This window comes from Haemophilus pittmaniae (genome assembly GCF_900186995.1).
Classification (GTDB): domain Bacteria; phylum Pseudomonadota; class Gammaproteobacteria; order Enterobacterales; family Pasteurellaceae; genus Haemophilus_D; species Haemophilus_D pittmaniae.
The window spans coordinates 867139-890155 of record NZ_LT906463.1; the positions used below are offsets into that span (position 1 = coordinate 867139).

The window sequence follows — 23017 nt, forward strand, 5'->3', positions numbered from 1 at the left end:
GGTGAAAAATACAGATTTTTCACCGTTTTTTAATAAGGACAAATTATGCAATCTTTGACCGGCTATGTGATTTATAGCCCAACTGAACGTTATCAACTTTCCGCTTTTTTACAGGCGGCCGAGCAGGTTCGATTTAAACCTCAGGCAGTTATTGAAGCTGATACGGCAAGCCTTTCCTTAATGTTTAATGAGAAAAAGGCGAAAACGGTATTAGGACGGGCATTAACTCCACAGGAAATGCGGCAAACCCTTTCCCACATTGCAGTATGGCAACAGATCGCAGCTGATTTTAATTTGCAGGACGAAGATTTTGTTTTAATCGCCGAGGCGGCACAGCAACCCCAAGTGGGATTTAGTCAGGCCGCAATTACTTACGCGAATACTTATAATGGGTATGGGCTGATTAATTTACAACATACAGACCCAGAGCCACATTTTACCTGGTATCAGACTGATGAACCTTTGGAAGCCTTAGTTTCTCAGAATAAAGGGTATTACAATGGACATGGTGCGGGTTTTTATTTGTTAAAAAAATCCTTGGCTAAAAGATTGTTGACTGAATTGGCAACAGAAAAGGTGGCTTGGCGGGTAGAGGATTTTGCTGATTATTGTCCCTTATCGCAATTAGCACAGGCTCGCGTGTTATTAAGCCGTTCTCGTCGTCCGTTGATCAATACCAAACAGACACCTCGTTTTAGTATTATTGTGCCAATTTACAACGTCGCTCCTTATTTGGAGCAATGTATTGAGTCGGTATTGTCACAACAATATGCACATTATGAATTGATCTTAGTGGATGATGGTTCGCCCGATCAAGGGTTTGAGATTTGTGCTCGTTATGCCCGCGAATATCCACAAGTTGTCCTGTTGCATAAAATCAATGGTGGAGTAGCGCAGGCACGTAATGATGCTATTCGTTTAGCGCGTGGCGAATATATTATGTTTTTGGATGGTGATGATTATTGGTCGGGGACGCAGATATTAAGTGAACTATCGGCCTTAATCGAGCAGCGGCAGTATCCGGATGTAGTATTTACCTATATGACCAGCGTATATCCTGATCATGTCCATTATCATCAGCTCGCTTGTGAGGTGATGCAGGGGGATCTTCACCAGCATTTTGAGCATTTATATAAAAAAGGGGTTTATGTCGGTTTTTGTATGCCTAAGGTAATTAAACGGACTATTTTTAATCAACCCGATACCTTCTTTCCAGCAGTAGACACTTTTGAGGATGTAGTTTGGAGCTATCGTTTAGTGAAATATTTACATTCCTTTGCTATTTATCCGAATACCTTTTACATGTATCGACGAGAGCGTGAAGGCTCAATTACTTCAACAGTGAGCGTGCCATCACAAATTGATCAGTTTGCCAATTTTATGTTGATTATGGATGAGTTGGAGTTGATTGAAAGTCAGCATCCTACGCTTTATCCGATGATGAAACATTATGCTCGGGAAATTCATCAATATTGTATGAAATGCTTTGAGCTATTGTTACCGGAAAATCAACAGATATTGAGTGAACAAAAAGAGAAACATTTAGCTATTGTGCAGCATTATTTGTCCGATGAATAAAAAAATCCCGCGTGATAAACGCGGGATTTTTCATAGTTAGCATGTTAGCAATCTTGTTTGCCGTAGGCTTCTTGACGTAACAGTTGGCGAACCGCCTGATCAAAGTCGCTTAAGACTTGGTCTGCATCCTTCGGATCTTGTCCGCGGGCATCCAAATAGAATTTGATTTTTGGTTCTGTGCCTGATGGACGAACAATTAAGCGGCCGCCATTTTGTAGCATAAAGACTAAAATATCGCTTTGACGATCAGTTTTGGTGTGGTCGATAAATTGTGCCACAGGAACCACACCAATTTGGCTTGGTGGATTGCTACGTAAGGCACTCATTAGTTTACCGATTTCACTTAAATCGCTAACGCGAATGGAGATTTGGCCACTGACATAAGCACCAAATTCGGCAGTGAATTCGTCGGCGTAATCTGCCAAGGTTTTACCTTGTTTTTTCAGATGACGAACTAAATCCAAGAACATGATAGCAGCAGAAATACCATCTTTATCACGTACTTTATCTGGGTCAACTAAATAACCAAGAGCTTCTTCGAAACCGAATAATAAGCCTTGTACTTTACCGATATATTTAAAACCGGTCAGGGTTTCTTCGGATTGTAAACCGTATCTTTTCGCAATTTCTGCTAGCGCCGGAGAGGAAACCAATGAACAGGCAAGAATACCTTTTTGGCCTGCGGCTTGGTATTGTTTAGCCAAATGCCAACCTAAGAAACAACCCACAGTATTACCGTGTAAAGGTTTCCAGTTGCCTTGTGCATCTGGTACAGCAACCGCTAAACGGTCCGCATCCGGGTCATTGGCAATAATGAATTCGGCATTTTTTTCTTTCGCTAATTTAATGGCTAAATCCAAGGCACCTTTTTCTTCTGGGTTAGGGAAGTTTACGGTTGGGAAATTGCCGTCCGGCCAAACCTGTTCAGCAACCACATAAGGTTGTGGCAATCCTGCTTTTGCTAAGGTTTTACTTAATACTTCATAGCCAACCCCATGCATTGCGGTATACACATAATTAATGTCGCAAGCCGGCTCTTTGGCAATGGCTGCAGTTTTTTCAATATAGGCATTGATGACGGTGTCATCTAATACTTGATAATCTTCACTGCGCGGTAAATCGTTGATATTGCCAGCAGCTACTTTATCGATTAATGCTGCGATATCTTTATCCGCCGGAGAAACGATTTGACCGCCACCGTTGGCTTTACCTAAATAGACTTTATAGCCGTTATCTTCCGGTGGGTTATGGCTAGCGGTCACCATAACACCGGCGGTGGTATCAAAATACTGGATAGCATAAGCTAGCACCGGAGTTGGTAATTTACGTGGCAATAAATAGGCTTTAATACCGGCTCCAGCCATGATTTCTGCGGTATCGCGAGCAAATACATCAGAGTTTTTACGGCCGTCATAACCGATTACGATAGAAGGTTGTTTGTCATAATCTTTTAAATAATCTGCCAAACCACCTGCAGCTTGCGCGACTAAAACACGGTTCATTCCCATAGGGCCTGCTTGTAATGGACCACGAAGTCCAGCGGTACCAAATTGCAAACGGCCATCAAAACGCGCTTCCAATTCCGCTTTGGCCTGGGTATCGCCGCTTTTTGCCGCGTCTAACAAGGCGCTTAATTCAGCATGGGTTTCGGCATCCGGATCTTGAGCCAACCAACGTTGTGCGATATCAAAAATTGCAGTCATAATTACCTCTTTTTAATTAAGCAAGAAAATTCAGAATAGACTAACGGAAAAGCCGCTAAATTGGAAATGACAAAGGGGGCTTTTTTAGCTTTTTTTGACCTAGATACGGGAAATGGTTCGAGTTTGGTTTTGTTTTGTGATGTAGGTCACATTTTTGCGAGCTCAGTTAAAGCTAATATTTTTTGATTTTTAAACAAACTCCAATAAAATCAATGGGTTAGGTGTTGTTTTTTGGAAAAATTTGGTTTTTTGTTGGGGCATTTTAAAAGCAAACAGGCGGAAAATCCCGCCTGCTGGTTAGAGTAATAGGGCTGAACCCCATTTAATAATGTCGAAGAAGAATTTATTTTGGTTGGTGGCAACGCCATCGGGCGAGGTCGACTTGCCGTCAGCAGTTTGTTGGGTTTGAACCATCCCATCGATATATTTCCCTTTCACCACTTCTAAGTCTTCTCGTGCCTGTTTGCGCAATATTGCACATTTTTTCTCGTCTAAGGCATCGACTTCCCCCGTTTGGTCACGGAATTTTTTAAATTGTAGGGTGGCGTAATTCATTGATTTCTCATCTTTTTGGATGATTTTTACATAGTCTTCACCGATGATTTTTTCTAGCGGATAGAAAAATACGTATTGCGAATGAATATAGCTGTCTTCCTTACCAAAATGTTGTTGTTGAATACGGGTTAGGTTCGGGTAAATACATTGTTCGGCCTGTTTACTGGCAAATGCCCATTGTTGGGCATCTTTGTCGCTTAGTAAATAATCGGCGCCGGCATATTCCGCGGGAATCGCGGATTGGGGGGTACTGAATAACGAACAGCCGCTGATCAATACGCTTAAGGCAAAAATTGGAAATAATTTCACAAATGGATCCTTCAAGTAAAAATAATGGGCGCGATTTTAGCAATAAGGCGCCTCCGATCAAAGGGGAAATTTCTTTTTAGATTTAGCAAAGTTTCGCTATAATGCGGCGATTTCATCGGTGGGCTGGCTGTTTTGTCGCTCGCTGCCTGTTTATTAATAGAAGGAATTTTCCATGCAAAATCCAAAAGATGATGTGTTATATGCGCCGGTAGAATGGGTGGATCATAGTGAAGGTTATACCGATATTCGCTATCACAAATCCACCGATGGCATTGCCAAAATCACGATTAATCGTCCGGAAGTGCGTAATGCATTTCGTCCACAAACCGTGAAAGAAATGATCCACGCGTTTTCCAATGCGCGTTTCGATGAGAAAATCGGCGTGATCGTATTAACCGGCGAAGGCGAAAAAGCATTTTGTTCCGGTGGTGACCAAAAAATTCGTGGTGACTACGGCGGCTATAAAGATGAAAGCGGTGTACATCATTTAAATGTTTTGGATTTCCAGCGTGATATTCGTACCTGTCCGAAACCGGTTGTAGCGATGGTGGCCGGTTATGCTATCGGTGGTGGCCATGTATTGCACATGTTATGCGATTTAACAATTGCTGCGGAAAATGCAATTTTCGGCCAAACCGGCCCGAAAGTGGGTTCCTTTGATGGTGGCTGGGGTGCAAGCTATATGGCACGTTTAGTGGGGCAGAAAAAAGCGCGCGAAATTTGGTTCCTATGCCGTCAATATAATGCCCAAGAAGCCTTAGATATGGGCTTGGTGAACACGGTAGTGCCTTATGCCGATTTAGAAAAAGAAACCGTGCGTTGGTGCCGTGAAATGTTGCGTAACAGTCCAATTGCCTTACGTTGCTTGAAAGCAGCATTAAATGCGGATTGTGACGGTCAAGCCGGGTTGCAGGAGCTGGCCGGTAATGCGACTATGTTGTTCTACATGACTGAAGAAGGTCAAGAAGGTCGTAACGCGTTCAATGAAAAACGTGCACCGGACTTCAGCAAATTTAGACGTAATCCTTAAAATAATCTATGCGGCGGATCAGGCAGATTCGCCGTATTTTTTTGGAAAAATAATTAATACAGCCGTTCACAATACATTTTTAATTCATTTCTAATAAAATCAATGTGTTAGCCGTTGTTTTTGGCAAAATGTTGTAATTCGGTAGGGCGTTTATCAGGAGATTGCCATGGAAAATAAATCCTTTAATCTTTACCGCTATTCGATTCCCGTGGATAGCCAGCTGGTGCTACGCGATCGTTTTTTAAAGCGTCGTGAAGGACTCATTGTTCGGGTGGCTTGCAGCCGTGACGGTTGGGGTGAAATAGCGCCCTTACCGGGATTTAGTCGGGAAACCTTAGATGAAGCTCAGGCTCAGGCAATTGAATGGTTAACCGCTTGGCAGAATGCGAGTTGTGAAGCTCCACGCGTACCGCTGGATGGTTGCTATCCATCGGTGGCCTTTGGCATTAGTGCAGCGATGGACGATATGAAAGGTTATTTGCAGGATGCTGGGAATTATCAGGCTGCGCCCTTGTGCTATGGCGATCCCGATGAATTGTATGCCGAGTTAAACAATTTAGAGGGGGAAAAAGTTGCAAAAATTAAAGTGGGTATGTATGAAGCCAATCGTGATGGCTTGATCGCTGATATGTTTTTAGAGGCCATTCCCGATTTGCAATTACGTTTGGATGCCAATCGCCAGTGGAGTCTGGAAAAAGCATTGCAATTTGCCACGAAGGTTAAACCGGAACATCGAACACGTATTCAATTCCTGGAAGAACCTTGTAAAACGCCGGAATTAAGTCGCGAATTTGCTCGGCAAACGGGGATTCCTATCGCTTGGGATGAAACAGTGCGCGAGGCGGATTTTGCGCTGACTCAGGAGGCGCATTTAGCTGCAATCGTGATTAAACCAACATTGGTTGGCTCGATTCAGGATTGTGTGCATTTGATTCGACAGGCGCAGGCATTAGGCATGAAGGCAGTCATTAGTTCTAGTTTGGAAAGTAGTTTGGGATTAGGTCAGCTCGCCCGCATGGCGGCACAATATACGCCAAATGTGACGCCGGGATTGGATACCTTGGATTTAATGAATTATCAAATTTTGCGTCCATGGCCTGGCTCAACATTACCATTATTGAATTTGGACTCGGAATTCATTGAAAAAATTATTTAGAGATTCGACCACCGAAAAATTAGAAAACGTTATAATCAGCGCGTTTCAAAAGGAAAGAAAATGAGTAAAAAATTCAATATCTTGCTGTTAAATGGCCCGAATTTGAATATGTTAGGCGCTCGTGAACCTAAACATTATGGCCATCTTTCATTAGCTGCAATAGAAGAGAATTTGCAACGCTTGGCTACACAACAGCAGGTGCATTTGGAATGTTTCCAAGCCAATAGTGAAGAAAAGCTGATTGATAAGATTCATCAGAGTTTTCAACAGGTTGATTTCATTTTAATTAATCCTGCCGCCTATACTCACACGAGTGTAGCATTGCGCGATGCGCTCTTGGCGGTGGCTATTCCTTTTGTGGAAATCCATTTATCCAATGTGCATAAACGCGAACCTTTCCGTCATCATTCCTATTTTAGTGATGTAGCGGAGGGTGTGATTTGCGGATTGGGCGCTAAAGGGTATGAATGTGCGTTTTCTTTCGCATTGGAATTTTTAGCTCAAAAAGCGTAAAAATTCATATTTTTTCAATAATTTTGTCGCCAAAAGGCTCGTTTTGCGGTAATCTTGCGCGCGCAAAACTCCATTTCTATAAGCCGTCCTTTGAGAGATTTGTACAAAGGGCGGTTCTATTTTCACTTTTTTAGGAAGAACGTATGGACATTCGTAAAATTAAAAAACTCATTGAGTTAGTAGAAGAATCGGGTATTACCGAATTAGAGGTTTCCGAAGAAGAGGGGACAGTTCGCATTAGTCGTGCTGCACCTGCCGCAGCGCCTGTTCAATACAGCGTGCCGGCAGCTGCACCGGTTGCAGCTGCCCCTGCAGCGAGCGCTCCGGTAGCTGCAGCTCCAGCGGCTAGTGCTGCAGCTGCTGAAGTAAGCGGTCACCAAGTGCGTTCACCAATGGTTGGAACCTTCTACCGTAGCCCAAGCCCGGAAGCTAAAGCTTTCGTGGAAGTGGGACAAAGCGTGAAAGTCGGCGATGCATTATGTATCGTTGAAGCGATGAAAATGATGAACCGCATCGAAGCCGATAAAGCCGGCGTCGTGAAAGCCATTCTTGTTGAAGACGGCGAAGCGGTGGAATTCGACCAACCGTTAATCGTTATCGAATAATCCTCCAAACTCAATAATGACGGGGTTTCCCGTCATTTTTTTACAAGCGGAATTTGTTATGTTAGAAAAAGTGGTAATTGCCAATCGTGGTGAAATCGCCTTACGTATTTTGCGTGCCTGTAAAGAATTAGGCATTAAAACCGTAGCCGTGCATTCCACCGCCGATCGTGATTTAAAACATGTTTTATTGGCCGATGAAACCGTCTGCATTGGTCCTGCGCCTTCAACTAAAAGTTATTTGAATATTCCGGCGATTATTGCCGCGGCAGAAGTGACCGGCGCTGATGCGATTCACCCAGGATATGGTTTCTTATCGGAAAATGCTGATTTTGCCGAACAGGTTGAGAAATCCGGATTTATTTTTATCGGTCCAACAGCCGATGTGATTCGTTTAATGGGCGATAAAGTTTCCGCGATTCATGCGATGAAAAAAGCGGGCGTACCTTGTGTGCCGGGTTCTGATGGTCCGGTCGGTAACGATATTGCGAAAAATAAAGAAATTGCTAAACGTATCGGTTATCCGATCATTATTAAAGCTTCCGGTGGTGGCGGTGGTCGTGGTATGCGCGTAGTGCGCAATGAAGACGCATTGGAAGAATCCATTGCGATGACCAAAGCAGAAGCCAAAGCAGCCTTTAATAATGACATGGTGTATATGGAAAAATATTTGGAAAACCCACGTCACGTGGAAATCCAAGTATTGGCAGATACCCATGGTAATGCCGTTTATTTAGCTGAACGCGATTGTTCAATGCAGCGTCGCCACCAAAAAGTGGTGGAAGAAGCACCTGCTCCAGGGATTACTGAGGAAGTACGCCGTGATATTGGTTCGCGTTGTGCTAAAGCTTGCGTAGAAATCGGTTATCGTGGTGCGGGTACTTTCGAATTCCTTTATGAAAATGGCGAATTCTATTTCATTGAAATGAACACCCGTATTCAGGTGGAACACCCGGTTACTGAAATGATTACCGGTGTAGACTTAGTAAAAGAGCAGTTGCGTATTGCTGCAGGCTTACCGATTTCTTTCAAACAGGAAGATATCAAAGTGAAAGGTCATGCAATCGAATGCCGTATCAATGCAGAAGATCCAAGAACCTTCCTTCCTTCACCGGGGAAAGTTGAGCATTTGCATTCACCGGGTGGTTTAGGCGTACGCTGGGATTCCCATATCTACGGCGGTTATACAGTGCCTCCACACTATGATTCGATGATTGCCAAGCTGATCACTTACGGTGATACCCGTGAAGTAGCGATTCGTCGTATGCAAAATGCTTTATCGGAAACTATTATTGATGGTATCAAAACCAATATTCCGTTGCATGAATTGATTTTGGAAGATGAAAACTTCCAAAAAGGTGGTACCAATATTCACTATTTAGAGAAGAAATTAGGAATGCACGATTAAGTGCTAATCTCGTAATAAATAAAATGGCAGATAGTAATATCTGCCATTTTTTTATGTAAACATGAGAAAATGTGATTAATGTCACATAAGTTGTTGTTTTATTTACACTTCTTTACAAAGATTTACACAAATTTACCATTTTCCCTATAGGTTATAAGGGAAATTCTTGTTAAAATTTTCCCCGCAATCTAGGGAACCAAATCCTAATTTGCCTATTTTATAAAATCTATAATTTTAATAATGAAGGGGCAACCCATGAAGAAAAATCTCCTAAAGTTTGGCTTTAGTGTTCTTGCCGCATTTACCTTAGCTGCTTGTAGTAGCGGTGGTGGCAATGATGGTGATCCTGTACCGCAAGCCAATAATAATGCAGTACAAACGCAGACCCCGTCTAACCAGAACCAAACCGGTCAAGATAATACTAATCAACCATCTACTGCAGCTGCAGTAGCTTATACCACAAGCGGTAAAAAATTATCGACAAGCGGTTCGGGGATTAATAGTATTGTGGTTAATGGACAAACTTTACGTTTGGTTCATCCGAACCTTTATGCCGGTACCTGGCAAAACTTGAACGGCCAAAACGTTTGTTGTGGTAAGTTTAGCGATGTGCGTGTAGGTGCGTCTAAGGTGAATGGTGAAGATGTTGTGTTCTACACCGGTAATGCTACTCAGTCTATGCCAAATAATGGTGTGGCAACCTATAAAGGCTATGCTGCTATTCGTGATGCATCTGGTTTGCATACAGCCTCCGCAGAAAATACCGCAGTATTTACCGCAGATTTTGCAGCGAAGAAACTAACAGGTTCCTTTACGGCGGATAGTAAAACGGTAAATGTTGATGCGGCAATTGATGGTAATGGATTCTCTGGCACGGCGAACTCAGCTCAATTAGGCCAAGGTAAAGCGGAAGGTAAATTCTATGGTAACAACGCCAAGGAATTAGGCGGTCTTGCACAGGGTAATGATAATTCTTGGAGTGCAGTCTTTGCGGCACAACAATAGAGCCTAATCACCTTTTAAAAAGCAAGCGTAATGCTTGCTTTTTTATTGTGTAAATTCATTGAATGCTGCTGTCGGTCATTAATGCTGTTTATTGTTTAGTAGGTATGGGGTTTATGTATAGGTTTTTTATAAAACCTCGTAGTTCAATTTATTCCTTTGGTTTAAAAAATGTGAACTAGCTAGCATTATTGATAATAAATCACCATTTTATGGCGAGATTTTATGCTGAACTGTTAATCTCCCTATAGGTCCTAGGGGAATCTTCTGTTAGAATCCGCCACTCAATTTTACGGGACCTCATCCCGATTTGCAGATTTTATAAATTTACAATTATACCTAGGATCCTCTATGAAAAAATTAATCTTAAAATTTGGAATTACAGCCCTGACCGCATTTACGTTGGTTGCTTGTAGTAGCGGTGGTGGTAGCGATAGTGCACCTGCGCCGGCGGCACCACAAGCCAATAACAACGCAGCACAGAATCAACCCCAGCCAAATCCGGCTCAAAATAATCCGGTTCAATCAGTGCCAGCCGTGGCCTCTTATAGTTTATCTGGTGACAAATTATCGGTGACCGGTTCTGGTATTAATCGAATTACTGTTGAAGGGCAAGAATTAGATCTGACCTATGATGCGAATCCAGCCACTATTTGGAGCAGTAAAAGTGGCCTATCTTGCTGTAGTAAATTCACTGATGTGCGTGTCGGTGCTGGAAGAATTGGGGATTTAGTCAATTTTAAAGATGTCGTGTTCTATACCGGTAACGAAACTCAAACTATGCCGGAAAGCGGTGTTGTAACTTATAACGGCTATGGATTGATTCATAGAGTGGCTGCTCCAGGATACACTACAGATGATGCTCAAGGCTATGCAACCTTTACTGCAGATTTTAATACTAAGAAGCTGACAGGTTCTTTTGGTAATGCAGATGTGGAATATGAAACCGTGAGTATCGATGCAGCAATTAGTGGCAATGGTTTCTCCGGTACAGCAAATTCTCCGCAGTTAGGTCAAGGTAAAACCGAAGGTAAATTCTATGGTGAGAATGCCAAAGAATTGGGCGGTGTTGTATTGGGTGATGATAAAACTTGGGCTGGTGCTTTCGCAGCGCAACAATAAACACCTCCGTTCTATCGAAAAAGCAAGCATCGGCTTGCTTTTTTATTCTGTAAGTTTATCGGGGTAATCTCATGAAGTTGAATGCATTAATGTGTTGTTTACTAGCAATACTATCCACACCTCTGGTTCAGGCTGAAGTTGCACAGTCAAAGAATGATAGTTTAGATGAGCGTTTGTCCATTGCTCGGCCGTCTCAGCCTCAATCCCTTTCACAAGCAGCGCAAAAAACATCAGGCCAAACTCTCAATCTCAGCAAGCAGGAACTGGCAAATCGCCCAGATCTTATTGTGCGGGCATTGATTCCGGCGGTGTTAGAAAATAACGCTAATGCGGTGAAATTGCTCCTGCCGTTGTATCAAAATGTGCCGCAGCAGGATCCATTTTTATTGCAATGGGCACAAGCTATTGATGCCCGTGAGCAAGGGCAATATGAGCTGGCGATTCGTCATTATCGTCGTCTGTTTGCCCAAGCACCGGAAAATTTGGCAATTCGTTATCAATTGGCGCAAGCTTTGTTTTTAAATAATGATAATGAAGCGGCTCAGGATCAATTCCAAAAATTACGAGCTACTCAGCAAGATCCTGAAAACTTGCGATTGTTTGATGCTTATTTGAATGCGCTCAATCAACGTGATCGTTGGAAGATTTCCGGCGGGCTTTCATTTCTCAATGAAAGTAATATAAATAATGCACCGAAGGCGGGAACCCGTATTGGTAACTGGCAGGCATGGGAGCGGGAAAGCGCAAGGGGATTATCTTATTCTCTCAATGTTGAGAAAAAATGGTCACTGGCTAATCATTTGTTTAGCAAAGTACTGTTGGAAGGCAATGGTAAATATTATTGGGATAACAAAAAGTATAATGAATTTACAGCCCGAGTTGGTGTCGGCTTAGGTTATCAAAATGCCCGGACAGAATTTTCCGCGATTCCCTTTACGGAGCGTCGTTGGTATGCTGGCGGCTCAAGAGGCAGTAAGTCATTAAAACGTTATTCCCAAAATAGTGGGTTACGCCTAGAACTGAATCATTGGCTCAATCCGCAATGGCAATATGCCGGCGCATTGGAATATGGTGAACAGCGTTACGTTACTCGCAAGCACCTCAATGGTAACAATTATCTCTGGTCAAATACGCTGATTTATTATCCCCAAAATGGTCAGTATTGGTTTGCGGGTGTGGATTATAGTCGGGAAAATACTCGTGATGCGGATAACGCCTACCAACGTAAAAATGTGCGTTTGGGGTGGGGGCAGGAATGGTCTTGGGGAATTTCTACTCGCGTGTCCTTAGGCTATGCGAGACGAACCTACAAAGGTGCCGATCTTTTCCAAATTCGTCAGAAAAATAACGAGTACAGCGGCGCTTTCAGTATTTGGCACCGCGATCTCTATTTTGGGGGAATCACCCCTCGGTTAACTTGGGCATATCAAAAAATCGATAGTAATCATCCGTTTTATAGTTATGACAAAAATCGGATTTACTTAGAAATGAGCAAAACCTTCTAATCCTCTAATCCTCAATACGGGCGGCTTTAGCCGTCCGTGCTTTTTCAAACGCCCCCTCGATTTTAAAAGTTTCTCTAAAAATACAATGTAACTAATTGATTTTATTAGGGTTGTGTTTGAAATCGAAAAATCCTCAGATTTTGTCGTTGTTGTAGCTGAAAAAAGTCTGGTCAACGCATTGCATTTAGCACCTCCATCGCGCAGAATATTTGCCTTTCGATAAATGCCTTGGAGGGATCAAATGACATTATCGCAACGCTATCGCCAAGCGGCGAAGGAAGCCCGTTGGGCGTTGGGATTAAGTTTGTTATATGTGATTGGTTGGTGTGTATGCGCCTATTTGCCAAAGGGGACTGCCGGACCGTTGGGATTCCCGCTGTGGTTTGAGCTTTCCTGCATTTATCTGCCGATTTTATTTATTGTGTTGGCGTATTGGATTTTACGCATTGTTTATCAGGATATTTCCCTGGAGATTCCCACACAGACAGATGAGTCGGAGGATAAACAATGAATTTAGGAATCATACTGCCATTGGTGATCTATTTGGTCTTTGTATTCGGTGTGGCACTTTATGCTTATATCAAACGTACCAAAGGCGATTTTTTAACCGAATATTATGTGGGGAATCGCTCAATGACCGGTTTTGTGTTGGCGATGACCACCGCCTCTACCTATGCTAGTGCCAGTTCTTTTGTGGGGGGGCCGGGAGCTGCCTATAAATACGGCTTAGGCTGGGTGTTATTGGCGATGATTCAAGTGCCAGCGGTGTGGCTGGCATTGGGTGCATTAGGGAAAAAATTTGCGTTATTGGCGCGTGAAACCAATGCGCTAACCCTCAATGATCTTTTTCTTTATCGTTATAAAAATAAATATTTAGTCTGGCTTTCCAGTGTAGCGTTATTGCTAGCATTTTTTGCCGCGATGACCGTGCAGTTTATTGGTGGAGCCCGTCTATTAGAAACCACAATAGGCATTTCATATACGCAGGCGCTATTGATTTTTGCCATTACCGTGGGCATCTATACCTTTATCGGTGGTTTCCGTGCAGTGGTTCTGACCGATACCATTCAAGGGACGATGATGATTGTGGGCACGCTGATTTTGCTCGGGGGCACGATTTATGCCTTGGGTGGCGTCGATGCAGCGATGACTAAATTAACTCACATTGATCCGGCCTTAGTCACGCCTTTCGGGCCCAATAATTTCTTAGATTTACCTTTTATGGCATCCTTTTGGGTGTTGGTCTGTTTTGGGGTTATTGGTTTACCACATACGGCGGTGCGCTGTATGGCATTTAAGGATAGTAAGGCGCTGCATAGCGGAATGCTGATCGGTACTGTGGTGTTGTCGATTATTATGTTCGGGATGACCTTATCAGGCGCCTTGGGACGGGCAATTCTGCCGGAATTAACAATTTCTGATCAGGTTATTCCAAGTTTGATGTTAACCGTGTTGCCACCGATTGTGGCCGGTATTTTCTTGGCAGCACCAATGTCGGCCATTATGTCGACGATTGATGCGCAATTGATTCAATCCTCATCAATTTTTGTCAAGGATTTGTATTTATCGGTGCGCCCAAAGGCAATTGAAAATGAAAAACGCATCAGTCGGATTTCGTCTTTAATTACCTTAGCCATTAGTGCACTTTTGGTGTGTGCTGCGCTTAATCCGCCGGATATGATTATTTGGTTGAATTTATTTGCCTTTGGTGGTTTGGAAGCGGCTTTTCTATGGGTGATCGTATTAGGAATTTACTGGGATAAAGCGAATGCAACGGGCGCACTAAGTTCAATGGTTGTTGGACTCGGTAGTTATATTGCTTTAAGCCAATTTGGCATTAAATTGTTAGGCTTTAATGCGATTGTTCCGGCACTTATTTTGGGGTTGGCAGCCTTTTTAATTGGTAATCGATATGGAGCAGCAAAAAACGCAGATTAAACGGAGGGAATATGATTTATCAAATTCTGGCCTTATTTATCTGGAGTAGTGCTTTCGTCGCCGCCAAGTTTGTATTCGCCATGCTGGATCCAGTATTGATGATTCAAGCTCGTTTGTTAATCGCCACTCTGATTGTGTTGCCTCTCTTTCTGCGGCGTTGGAAAGGCGTATCGGGCGAGATGCGTAAACAGTTGTGGTGGTTGGCTTTTTTAAATTATACGGCAACTTTTTTACTGCAATTTATTGGGCTCAAATATACCAGTGCCGCCAGTGCTAGCACGATGTTAGGACTAGAACCCTTATGTGTGATTTTTATTGGCCATTTATTTTTTCAGGATAAGGCCAAATGGTTCCATTGGTTGTGTGGCTTACTCGCTTTTATTGGCGTGGGTGTATTGATTATCGGTGGGCAAGATAATAGCGGACATAGTGAAATTAATGTATTCGGTTGCCTATTAGTGTTGGCGGCCAGTATTGTTTTTGCAGCTAGTTTGCGTTGGACGAAGAAGGTAATTGCGAGTGTCGGTACCGAAGCCTATACCTCGATTACGATTATGCTGGGCACGATAGCAACGATCCCTTTTACTTTGTTACTCACAGAAAGTTGGCATATTGAATTTAATTGGTTGGGCTTTTTCGGCTTGCTATATCTTGGCATCGCTTGTAGCTGGTTTGCATTTTGGTTATGGAATAAGGGACTAAATTCCGTCGATGCAAAAATTTCCGGTATTTTGGTTGCACTAGAACCAATTTTCGGTAGTTTATTGGCGGTGTTATTGCTTGGAGAACAACTTTCTTGGCTTTCCTCCCTTGGGATTGTACTGATTATTGCTTCTACTATTGGCGCTAGTTTGCTGCCGAAGTTATTAAAAAAGAACTAAGGATTCAAAACAATTTCAACGCTTTCGGGTTTAAACACCGCGGTGATTTTGGAATAATGTAAACAATTTATTAGATAAAAAAGGAAAAGAATATGGCGTGGGTTCAAATTCGAATCAACAGTACTAACGAACAGGCCGAGCAAATGAGCGATTTCCTAACGGATATCGGTGCGGTGTCAGTGACTTTTATGGATAGTCAGGATACGCCAATTTTTGAACCTTTGCCGGGAGAAACCCGTTTGTGGGGTAATACCGATGTTATCGCATTGTTTGATGCGGAAACCGATATGCAGGAAATCGTCGCACAATTGTCTGCAGAAGGACATTTAAATGCGCAAAGCGCCTATAAGATTGAACAAATCGAAGATAAGGATTGGGAACGTGAATGGATGGATAATTTCCACCCAATGCAATTTGGTAAACGTTTATGGATTTGTCCAAGCTGGCGTGAAATTCCTGATCCGCACGCAGTTAATGTGATGCTTGACCCAGGCCTCGCCTTTGGGACCGGCACCCACCCAACCACGGCGCTTTGTTTAGAATGGTTGGATGGATTAGATTTGCAAGGCAAAACAGTCATTGATTTTGGTTGTGGTTCAGGAATTTTAGCAATTGCGGCATTAAAACTGGGGGCGAAACAGGCTATCGGTATTGATATCGATCCTCAGGCAATTTTAGCCAGTCGTAATAATGCTGAACAGAACGGCGTAGCGGATCGTTTGCAGCTCTTTTTATCGGAGGATAAACCGACGGATTTACAAGCTGATGTGGTTGTAGCGAATATTTTGGCTGGCCCATTGAAAGAGCTTTATCCAATTATTTCCCAATTGGTTAAGCCGCAAGGTGATTTGGGATTATCCGGTATCTTAGAAAGCCAATCGGCATCGGTTTGCCAAGCTTATCAAGCGTCCTTTGATTTAGAACCGGTAGCAGTCCGTGAAGAATGGTGCCGCATTACCGGGCTAAAACGTTAAACGCTTTTGATTTTTATAGAGCAATGTCTTGTGGACATTGCTTTTTTTATGCCAATTTTATAGCTAATAAAAATGGGTTAAAGAGGGGGTGAAAACGTATTTGTCAATCAAAAAAAGTGCATTTTTTAAACAAAATTTACTTTGCAAAGGTTGGCAAAGTGCGTATGATAACACCCCTTGTCGACGGGCCAAGGCTTGTCGTAATTGGGTTCTCGGAGGTTTAGCTAACAATGCGGATTGGTTCTTATGAATTAAAAAATCGCATTTTGCTGGCGCCTATGGCCGGAATCACCGATCAGCCGTTTCGCCGTTTATGCGCTCATTATGGTGCCGGTTTAACCTTTTCGGAAATGATGTCCGCCAACCCGCAAGTATGGCATACGGAAAAATCCAAACTCCGTTTAAGCCATAGCCGTGATGCCGGTTTAAATGCCGTGCAAATCGCCGGCGCTGATCCCTTGGAAATGGCTCAAGCAGCCGCGATCAATGTGGAATATGGCGCACAGATCATCGACATCAACATGGGCTGTCCGGCCAAAAAGGTCAATCGTAAACTTGCCGGCTCTGCGCTTTTACAATTTCCCGAATTAGTGGAGCAGATTTTAAAAGCGGTAGTGAGTGCCGTTGATGTACCGGTGACCTTAAAAATTCGTACCGGTTGGGATAAATCCCATCGCAATTGTGTGGATATCGCCAAGATTGCCGAGCAATCGGGAATTGCCGCGTTAACCATCCATGGGCGAACCCGGGCCTGTTTATTTGAGGGCGCTGCGGAATATCAAAGTATTCGGGCAGTAAAACAGGCGGTAGGCATACCGATAATCGCTAACGGTGATATTGGTAGTGCTGAAAAAGCACAGCAGGTATTGGCCGAGACCAATGCCGATGCAATTATGATCGGCCGTGCCGCATTGGGCAATCCCTGGCTATTTCGGTCAGTGGAAGGCTTAATTGAGCATGGCTCGAACGTCCAAATGCCGGACTTACGTGAAAAATGCGCACAAATCTTGCAACATATAAGTGAACTTCATCGCTTTTATGGTTGCCAAAAAGGTTATCGTATTGCCCGTAAGCATGTGGCTTGGTATTTACAGGGAATTCAACCTGATTCCGTTTTTAGACAGACTTTTAATGCCATCACTGAGCCGGCGGCTCAGTTGGCGGTATTGGAAGAGTTTTTAAATTCACTTTTGGATAAAGAAAAATGTTAGAACAACAACGTAGTCCGGCCGAGGCCTTAACGGTTTCGGTGTTAAACTCACAAGCACAAGTGACCAACAAGCCTTTGCGCGATTCGGTAAAACAAGCATTACGCAATTACCTTTCCCAATTGGATGGTCAAGATGTGAATGATCTCTATGAATTGGTTTTGGCGGAAGTTGAGCACCCGATGTTGGATATGGTTATGCAATATACGCGCGGTAATCAAACCCGTGCAGCGAATATGTTAGGCATTAACCGTGGTACCTTACGTAAAAAATTGAAAAAATACGGTATGGGCTAATCGGAACAAACAGTCAAGCGGCATCATTGCCGCTTTTTTTATATCTGAATCCTAACAACATAAAAGGCAGCGTTTAAAACGCTGCCTTGTTTTTTGGAGTTTTTCTTAAAATAACCTGTAACTCATTGATTTTATTATAGGTTGTTAAAAAATCTTAAATCAGCTCAAGAACATTGATATCCAAGCCATTTTCCAGTAATGCGACTAATTGGGGCGCATGTTGTTGGAAAAATGGACTAGCCAAATGGGCGTCTAATGCCTGTTTATCGGCCCAACGTTCAATAAAGCAATAATAACCCGGTTTATCGTTAACCGCACCACAGTCATAACTGATGCAGCCTGCGTGAGTTCTGCTTTCTTTAATAAATTGTTGGGCTAGTTCGATAAAGGCGGCTTGTTGGTCGGTTTTTACCAGACCGGTTGCATAAACACCAATCATTTTCTCCTCCTCTCAATTAAACCGGATCCAATCCTAAAACTTTACGGCCGTTGATGCTGGCGATATTAATCATGGCATCTAAGTGTGGGAAGCGGCAACCGGCAGCCAATAGGCTAAGTTCCTGCCAGAGATCCCCTTCACATAACGGCACCATATAATCGCAAATATTATCGGTACCAAGTGCTACCGTAATTCCTTCCGGGATCATTTCATCCGCCGGCGTTAGCGCATTATGGAATGGTTGTAAATCTTCTTTACGGTTACTGTCAATCCAAGCCATTGGGCAGGCAATCATCATCATTTTAGCTTGGCGCATTTTTTCATAAAGTTGATAACGATACTCTTTGGAATGCGCGCCAATGGAAATGCCATGAATACCAACAACGCGCCCTTGCATACCGTGTTCGATGGCTTTATCACAGAGTTGTTCGGTTTCTTTTTCATTTGGATTATTGAATTGATCCACGTGGACATGGCACATAATGCCTAAGGATTTGGCTTTATCGAGCAAAATATCCATGGCTTCTAAGCCTCGTCCATAATCCAATTCATCACGATAAGGCAATCCGCCAATCATATCGACCATTTCTGAGCCAATGTCAAACCATTTACGCGCGGTTGGTTCGATTACGCCTTTTAAGGTTTGGTTGGCGAATTTTAAGATGATGTCATGTTTATAGACTTCGCGTGCTTTATGTGCAGCGATAATGGCGCGATCTTCGCAAATTGGGTCGATATCCACAAAGGTTCCGAAGGCGGTAACCCCTTGTGAAATCATTAATTCGATGGCTTGACAGAAGCGGGCGTAATAATCATCCACCGATGAAGTACGTTTAACCTCATCCACCAAATCCCATTTTTGTTGCAAGTTACTGGAATGGTAGATGCCGATTTTTTCCGGTGTCATGGTAAAGGCGCGGTCGGCGTGTGCGTGGGCGTTTACCCAGCCCCCTTTTTTGATAATTTCATCGCGGATGTAGGTTTTAAAACTACGCACATGATTTTTCATAATAACTCCGTCAAAAAGAAAAGAAGGGCGACGTTGAAGAGCATTAATTAGAAAAAGGGCGGTAATCCGCTGGGAATGTTTACAATGTTATGAAAAATTCTCTGATTTTAATTAATAACATCTTTTCGTCTTGAACGGGCGCTGAGTATAAGCGTTCAACGCCCAAAAAGCTATTTTTTATTTGTCAAAAAAGCGCCGTTCCAGTTTGAATACATCTAGGAATAATCCGAGCGGTGGCCGACTGGATGACTGTTCATGGTAATCCGCATCAAATTTTTTGTAGTTCCCTTTGTTATCAATATGGTATTGGTTGCCATCCGGTGTAATGATTACGTTCCAGCGATGGTTGGAAGCTAATACCCAATTATCACCAGACAAATTGAATAAATTATGTCCTTGGGCGTAATCAGCGAGAGGATTTTGAGTATTAAAAATATCGTTCATAAGCGCCGGTAGAATATCGGTGTGACTGGTTAATTCGTTACGATGTCCAATAGGCAGCTCCTTCCAATACACGAATAACGGCACTTGAATCATATCTCGCCCGAAATAGTTTTCCTCTGCTTTGTTAGCTTGGGCATCAAAACTAAGACCGTGTTCAGCGGTGATAATCACCATGCTGTTGTTTAATGGGGTCGCGCTTAATAATTTTTCCAATTGGCCATCTAGAGCAGTTAGTGCGCCGCGATATTCGGCTTCGGTGGTACCTTTAAGATCCAGATCAACATAGCTAAACCAAGGCTGTTGCTCATTTTGTTGGGCGATAAAACTGAGATATGCCTGTACCGCCCCCTCATTACCATTATTGACTTTGGTCGTTTTCAAACCCCGGAACAAGGCTTGGCGGAAAAGGCTATCCTTGAAGTTTTGGGCCGAGAATAAACCGAAGCGATATTTTTCACTTTGTAGTTTATCGATTAGTACCGATGGCGTATGGGCACGTAAGATACTGTCGGTGTAATTGGCGTTGAGGCCATAGAAAATGCCTACCAATCCGGCATTATTACTGTTACCAGTACTGTAATGGTTGGTAAAACTTGTCGCGCTTTCGGCAAACTCATTGAGTTTAGGCATTTTTTCGTTATCTACAGCATCAACACGTAAGCCGGAAATCGTGATAATTAGAAGGTTTGGTTTTTGTGTAAGTGCGGCAAACTGTAAGGGTTGTTTCGGGTAGTTAATCTTAGGAGCATCTGGACGCCCCTCTTGCTCCAATTTTTGGCTATATTCTTCGCGGTCAATAAATCCTTGTTTTTCTAAGAAGGTACGCGCAGTCATCGGATAGGAAAGCGGGAAGTTCGAACGCTGCATCGTGATTGGTCGATACACAAAAGCGTCCGCCCAAGCATAGATTAGATGGGTTGCGATGAATGTAAGGGTGAGCGTAAGACCAACTGATTTTAACCACTTTTGTCGTTCCAAACTGCGTAGCTTCTGCCAACTCCAGCGTGAAAATAGCATTTGTAGCATTAAAATAATTGGCATTGGCGCGAAGAAAATCTGCCAATCTCGCGAAAGTTCGCCATTTTCAGGGTTAACCAGCAGATTCCAAACGACTGAGGACAGGTGCAGGTTGAAACGGGCAAATACTTCCGTATCAAAGAGTAACAAGGTACTGCCAAGCGTTGCAATAATTACTGTGAGACCTCGGAAAGTGCGGTTATTCTTGATCAGAAAACTGAGCGGAAAAATGACCAACAAATACAGGGCAAAAACACAGAAACTGAAATGCCCTAACAGGCTGACAAAAAAATACAGTCGTCCCGCTAAAGTATCCGGCCAATCGATGAGAAAGGCGTAACGGGAACCAATAAGAATTGCGATGATGATATTAAAAAAAGCAAACCAATGCCCCCACGAAATTTTTCGTGAAGTTTCTTCGCGGTATTCGCGGCCATTGAAACCTTTCTTAAACCACCACATCGGATTATTTTTTTATTGCATTGATGAGTGAATTGGCAAAAGCCTGAGCAACGGCTTCGCGTTGGGCAACAGGTACATTGGCGGTTAAGATGTTGCTGGCCAAATTACCTAATACGATAAGCGCTAAATCGGCGGGCGCTTTATGATTTTCCAATATGCCAATCATTTCGCCGGCAATCGCGTTAACTTGTGCATCGGAATATTTTGAACGTTGTGCCATGGGAAGATCCAAATCAAAAAATTGCGCTTATGATACCTGATTATTGCCCTGAGCTGAATAGCAATTATTTTTAAAACGGGCAAAATGCGGTAGAATTTTGTTCCCTTTGACTAAGGAAAGAATATGAGTATCAGCGTAAATCAAATCGTGTTGCACCAATTGGTAAAACACAGTGAAAACGAACAAACCAACATGCAATCAATTCTTCGTGAGCAATTACTGAGCGTGACGCCAGAAGTTGAACAAATGATGTTGCAACTGCATCAAGGTTACCAAAATAAAACCAAGGCCTTCGGTTTGTTTAAGGAAGACTCTCTTTTTGCCCAACTATTGAACCGCTTGTTGGAAAATGAGATGGAGTTTTTAGGATTTAGTCAACAGTCCACCAAATTATTAGCAGCAGAGTTGGGCAAATATAATTTTGCCGATAGCGGAACCTTAATTCTTTGCCGCTATAATTTCTTGGCAACCGATTATTTGTTTATCGCGTTGTTGGATAGCCGTAGCAGTATGTTGGTGGATGAACACTTGGATATCCATCGCACGAGTTACTTGGATATTACGCAATTTGATATTGCTGCTCGGATTAATTTGACTGAGTTGCAAATTAATGCAAATTCCAACCGTTACCTGACTTTTATCAAGGGGCGTGTCGGCCGTAAAATTAGTGACTTTTTTATGGATTTCTTAGGGGCTGAGGAAGGTTTTAATCCACAGTTACAAAATCAATGTTTATTACAAGCGGTTAGTGATTATTGTGAAGCCGGTGAATTGAATAAAGAACAGACCCAAGCGGTTAAAAAACAGGTATTTGAATATTGTAAGGGACAATTGGCTGAAGGTGATGACATTGCTTTAACCGAACTTTCTGCCAATTTACCTACTTTAAACGACAAACCGTTTGTCAATTTTGCCGAAGAGCAGGAGTACGGTTTGGAAGAAAATATTCCGCCGTTACGTGCAACGTTAAAAAGTCTCACTAAATTTTCCGGTGCCGGCAAAGGGGTCAGCTTAAGCTTTGATGCCGATTTACTTAATCAACGAATTTATTGGGATCCAATAACGGATACTCTAACCATTAAAGGGATTCCGCCAAACTTAAAAGATCAGTTGCAAAAAGCACTGAAAACCGATAATTAATTTGGCAAGGCTATAAACTTTCGGTATCATTCGGCCAATATTTTCGTCTTTAAAAGGTAGATATTAATGCAATTTAAAACGTTTTTCGGTGCGGCGGTTTTAGCGCTCGCACTCACTTCCTGTTCTAGCGTGCAGAAAGTGGTTTATCGAATTGATGTGCCGCAGGGTAATTATTTAGAAGCGGCAACCGTTGCACAGGTAAAACCGGGCATGACAGCACCGCAGGTACAGTATCTTTTAGGTACGCCGGTATTAATTGATCCTTACAGCAATTTAACTTGGTATTACGTATTCTTAGAGCAACAGTCTTATCAAAAACCGGTTCAACATACTTTTGTAGTGAATTATAACCCACAAGGCGTGGTTACTGCGGTGGATTTGGATAAACCATTGCCGGAAGTGGCTCATCAAGATGCTAACAATACTATTATTAGTACGCCGGAGAGCGCATCGAATAAGTCGAAACGTTGGTGGCAATTCTGGAAATGATAGAATACCTGCTTGAT

At 42.9% G+C, this 23017-nt stretch carries 23 protein-coding genes; 17 read left to right on the top strand and 6 right to left on the bottom strand.

Features of this window, described 5'->3' with window-relative positions; genetic code table 11:
* Window positions 1-45 precede the first annotated feature (45 nt).
* Window positions 46-1578 carry a glycosyltransferase gene (locus CKV74_RS04360; protein ID WP_007242210.1) on the top strand — a complete coding sequence of 511 codons (1533 nt, stop codon included), beginning with the start codon at window positions 46-48 and terminating at the stop codon, window positions 1576-1578.
* Between the two features lie 44 nt (window positions 1579-1622).
* Here CKV74_RS04360 and CKV74_RS04365 read toward each other — a convergent pair whose 3' ends face one another.
* Window positions 1623-3281, bottom strand: coding sequence for a phospho-sugar mutase (locus tag CKV74_RS04365; RefSeq protein WP_095176788.1), 1659 nt, complete (start codon window positions 3279-3281; stop codon window positions 1623-1625).
* A 297-nt stretch (window positions 3282-3578) separates the two neighbouring features.
* Entirely contained in the window at window positions 3579-4145 is a 567-nt protein-coding gene (locus tag CKV74_RS04370; protein ID WP_039847798.1) for a DUF5358 domain-containing protein, read from the bottom strand.
* Between the two features lie 172 nt (window positions 4146-4317).
* Between CKV74_RS04370 and menB the strand changes: the two genes are divergently transcribed.
* From menB to fis, 14 genes are all read left to right on the top strand, one after another.
* Window positions 4318-5175, top strand: a complete 858-nt coding sequence (gene menB, locus CKV74_RS04375; RefSeq protein ID WP_007242218.1) for a 1,4-dihydroxy-2-naphthoyl-CoA synthase — start codon at window positions 4318-4320, stop codon at window positions 5173-5175.
* A 166-nt stretch (window positions 5176-5341) separates the two neighbouring features.
* Window positions 5342-6331: an o-succinylbenzoate synthase gene (gene menC / locus CKV74_RS04380; protein ID WP_095176789.1), complete on the top strand. Its 990-nt coding sequence runs from the start codon at window positions 5342-5344 to the stop codon at window positions 6329-6331.
* Between the two features lie 60 nt (window positions 6332-6391).
* Entirely contained in the window at window positions 6392-6844 is a 453-nt protein-coding gene (gene aroQ, locus CKV74_RS04385) for a type II 3-dehydroquinate dehydratase (protein WP_007242234.1), read from the top strand.
* A 143-nt stretch (window positions 6845-6987) separates the two neighbouring features.
* A complete protein-coding gene (gene accB / locus CKV74_RS04390; RefSeq protein WP_007242220.1) occupies window positions 6988-7449 on the top strand; it encodes an acetyl-CoA carboxylase biotin carboxyl carrier protein in 462 nt (153 codons plus the stop codon).
* A 58-nt stretch (window positions 7450-7507) separates the two neighbouring features.
* Entirely contained in the window at window positions 7508-8854 is a 1347-nt protein-coding gene (gene accC / locus CKV74_RS04395; protein ID WP_007242248.1) for an acetyl-CoA carboxylase biotin carboxylase subunit, read from the top strand.
* A 255-nt stretch (window positions 8855-9109) separates the two neighbouring features.
* Complete coding sequence (locus CKV74_RS04400; protein WP_007242241.1) at window positions 9110-9859, top strand: Slam-dependent surface lipoprotein; 750 nt, start codon at window positions 9110-9112, stop codon at window positions 9857-9859.
* Window positions 9860-10207: 348 nt separating this feature from the next.
* Window positions 10208-10978 carry a Slam-dependent surface lipoprotein gene (locus CKV74_RS04405; protein WP_007242201.1) on the top strand — a complete coding sequence of 257 codons (771 nt, stop codon included), beginning with the start codon at window positions 10208-10210 and terminating at the stop codon, window positions 10976-10978.
* Between the two features lie 71 nt (window positions 10979-11049).
* Entirely contained in the window at window positions 11050-12483 is a 1434-nt protein-coding gene (locus CKV74_RS04410; RefSeq protein ID WP_007242177.1) for a surface lipoprotein assembly modifier, read from the top strand.
* A 241-nt stretch (window positions 12484-12724) separates the two neighbouring features.
* On the top strand, window positions 12725-12994 hold the full coding sequence (locus CKV74_RS04415; protein WP_007242236.1) for a YhdT family protein: 270 nt from the start codon (window positions 12725-12727) through the stop codon (window positions 12992-12994).
* The gene (panF, locus tag CKV74_RS04420) at window positions 12991-14421 is read left to right on the top strand and encodes a sodium/pantothenate symporter (RefSeq protein ID WP_007242256.1); all 1431 of its coding nucleotides are present in this window, start codon (window positions 12991-12993) and stop codon (window positions 14419-14421) included. Before CKV74_RS04415 ends, panF begins: the two co-directional genes overlap by 4 nt.
* Window positions 14422-14432: 11 nt before the next feature.
* Window positions 14433-15302: a DMT family transporter gene (locus CKV74_RS04425; protein WP_007242168.1), complete on the top strand. Its 870-nt coding sequence runs from the start codon at window positions 14433-14435 to the stop codon at window positions 15300-15302.
* A 92-nt stretch (window positions 15303-15394) separates the two neighbouring features.
* A complete protein-coding gene (gene prmA / locus CKV74_RS04430; protein WP_007242222.1) occupies window positions 15395-16276 on the top strand; it encodes a 50S ribosomal protein L11 methyltransferase in 882 nt (293 codons plus the stop codon).
* 230 nt (window positions 16277-16506) lie between these two features.
* The gene (gene dusB / locus CKV74_RS04435; RefSeq protein WP_007242205.1) at window positions 16507-17487 is read left to right on the top strand and encodes a tRNA dihydrouridine synthase DusB; all 981 of its coding nucleotides are present in this window, start codon (window positions 16507-16509) and stop codon (window positions 17485-17487) included.
* Complete coding sequence (gene fis / locus CKV74_RS04440) at window positions 17481-17780, top strand: DNA-binding transcriptional regulator Fis (RefSeq protein WP_007242155.1); 300 nt, start codon at window positions 17481-17483, stop codon at window positions 17778-17780. The genes dusB and fis overlap by 7 nt, the downstream gene beginning before the upstream one ends.
* 154 nt (window positions 17781-17934) lie before the next feature.
* Here fis and CKV74_RS04445 read toward each other — a convergent pair whose 3' ends face one another.
* The 4 genes from CKV74_RS04445 to CKV74_RS04460 form a co-directional block, all read right to left on the bottom strand.
* Window positions 17935-18219: a putative quinol monooxygenase gene (locus CKV74_RS04445; protein WP_007242197.1), complete on the bottom strand. Its 285-nt coding sequence runs from the start codon at window positions 18217-18219 to the stop codon at window positions 17935-17937.
* A gap of 16 nt (window positions 18220-18235) precedes the next feature.
* A complete protein-coding gene (locus CKV74_RS04450) occupies window positions 18236-19228 on the bottom strand; it encodes an amidohydrolase family protein (protein ID WP_007242228.1) in 993 nt (330 codons plus the stop codon).
* Window positions 19229-19405: 177 nt separating this feature from the next.
* Window positions 19406-21151: a DUF3413 domain-containing protein gene (locus CKV74_RS04455; protein ID WP_095176790.1), complete on the bottom strand. Its 1746-nt coding sequence runs from the start codon at window positions 21149-21151 to the stop codon at window positions 19406-19408.
* A 4-nt stretch (window positions 21152-21155) separates the two neighbouring features.
* A complete protein-coding gene (locus tag CKV74_RS04460; protein ID WP_095176791.1) occupies window positions 21156-21371 on the bottom strand; it encodes a DUF1414 domain-containing protein in 216 nt (71 codons plus the stop codon).
* Window positions 21372-21494: 123 nt separating this feature from the next.
* Here CKV74_RS04460 and yejK point away from each other — a divergent pair, with 123 nt between their 5' ends.
* Both yejK and bamE read left to right on the top strand, forming a co-directional pair.
* Entirely contained in the window at window positions 21495-22511 is a 1017-nt protein-coding gene (yejK, locus tag CKV74_RS04465) for a nucleoid-associated protein YejK (protein WP_007242232.1), read from the top strand.
* A gap of 66 nt (window positions 22512-22577) precedes the next feature.
* Entirely contained in the window at window positions 22578-23000 is a 423-nt protein-coding gene (gene bamE / locus CKV74_RS04470; RefSeq protein ID WP_007242233.1) for an outer membrane protein assembly factor BamE, read from the top strand.
* Window positions 23001-23017: the final 17 nt, after the last annotated feature.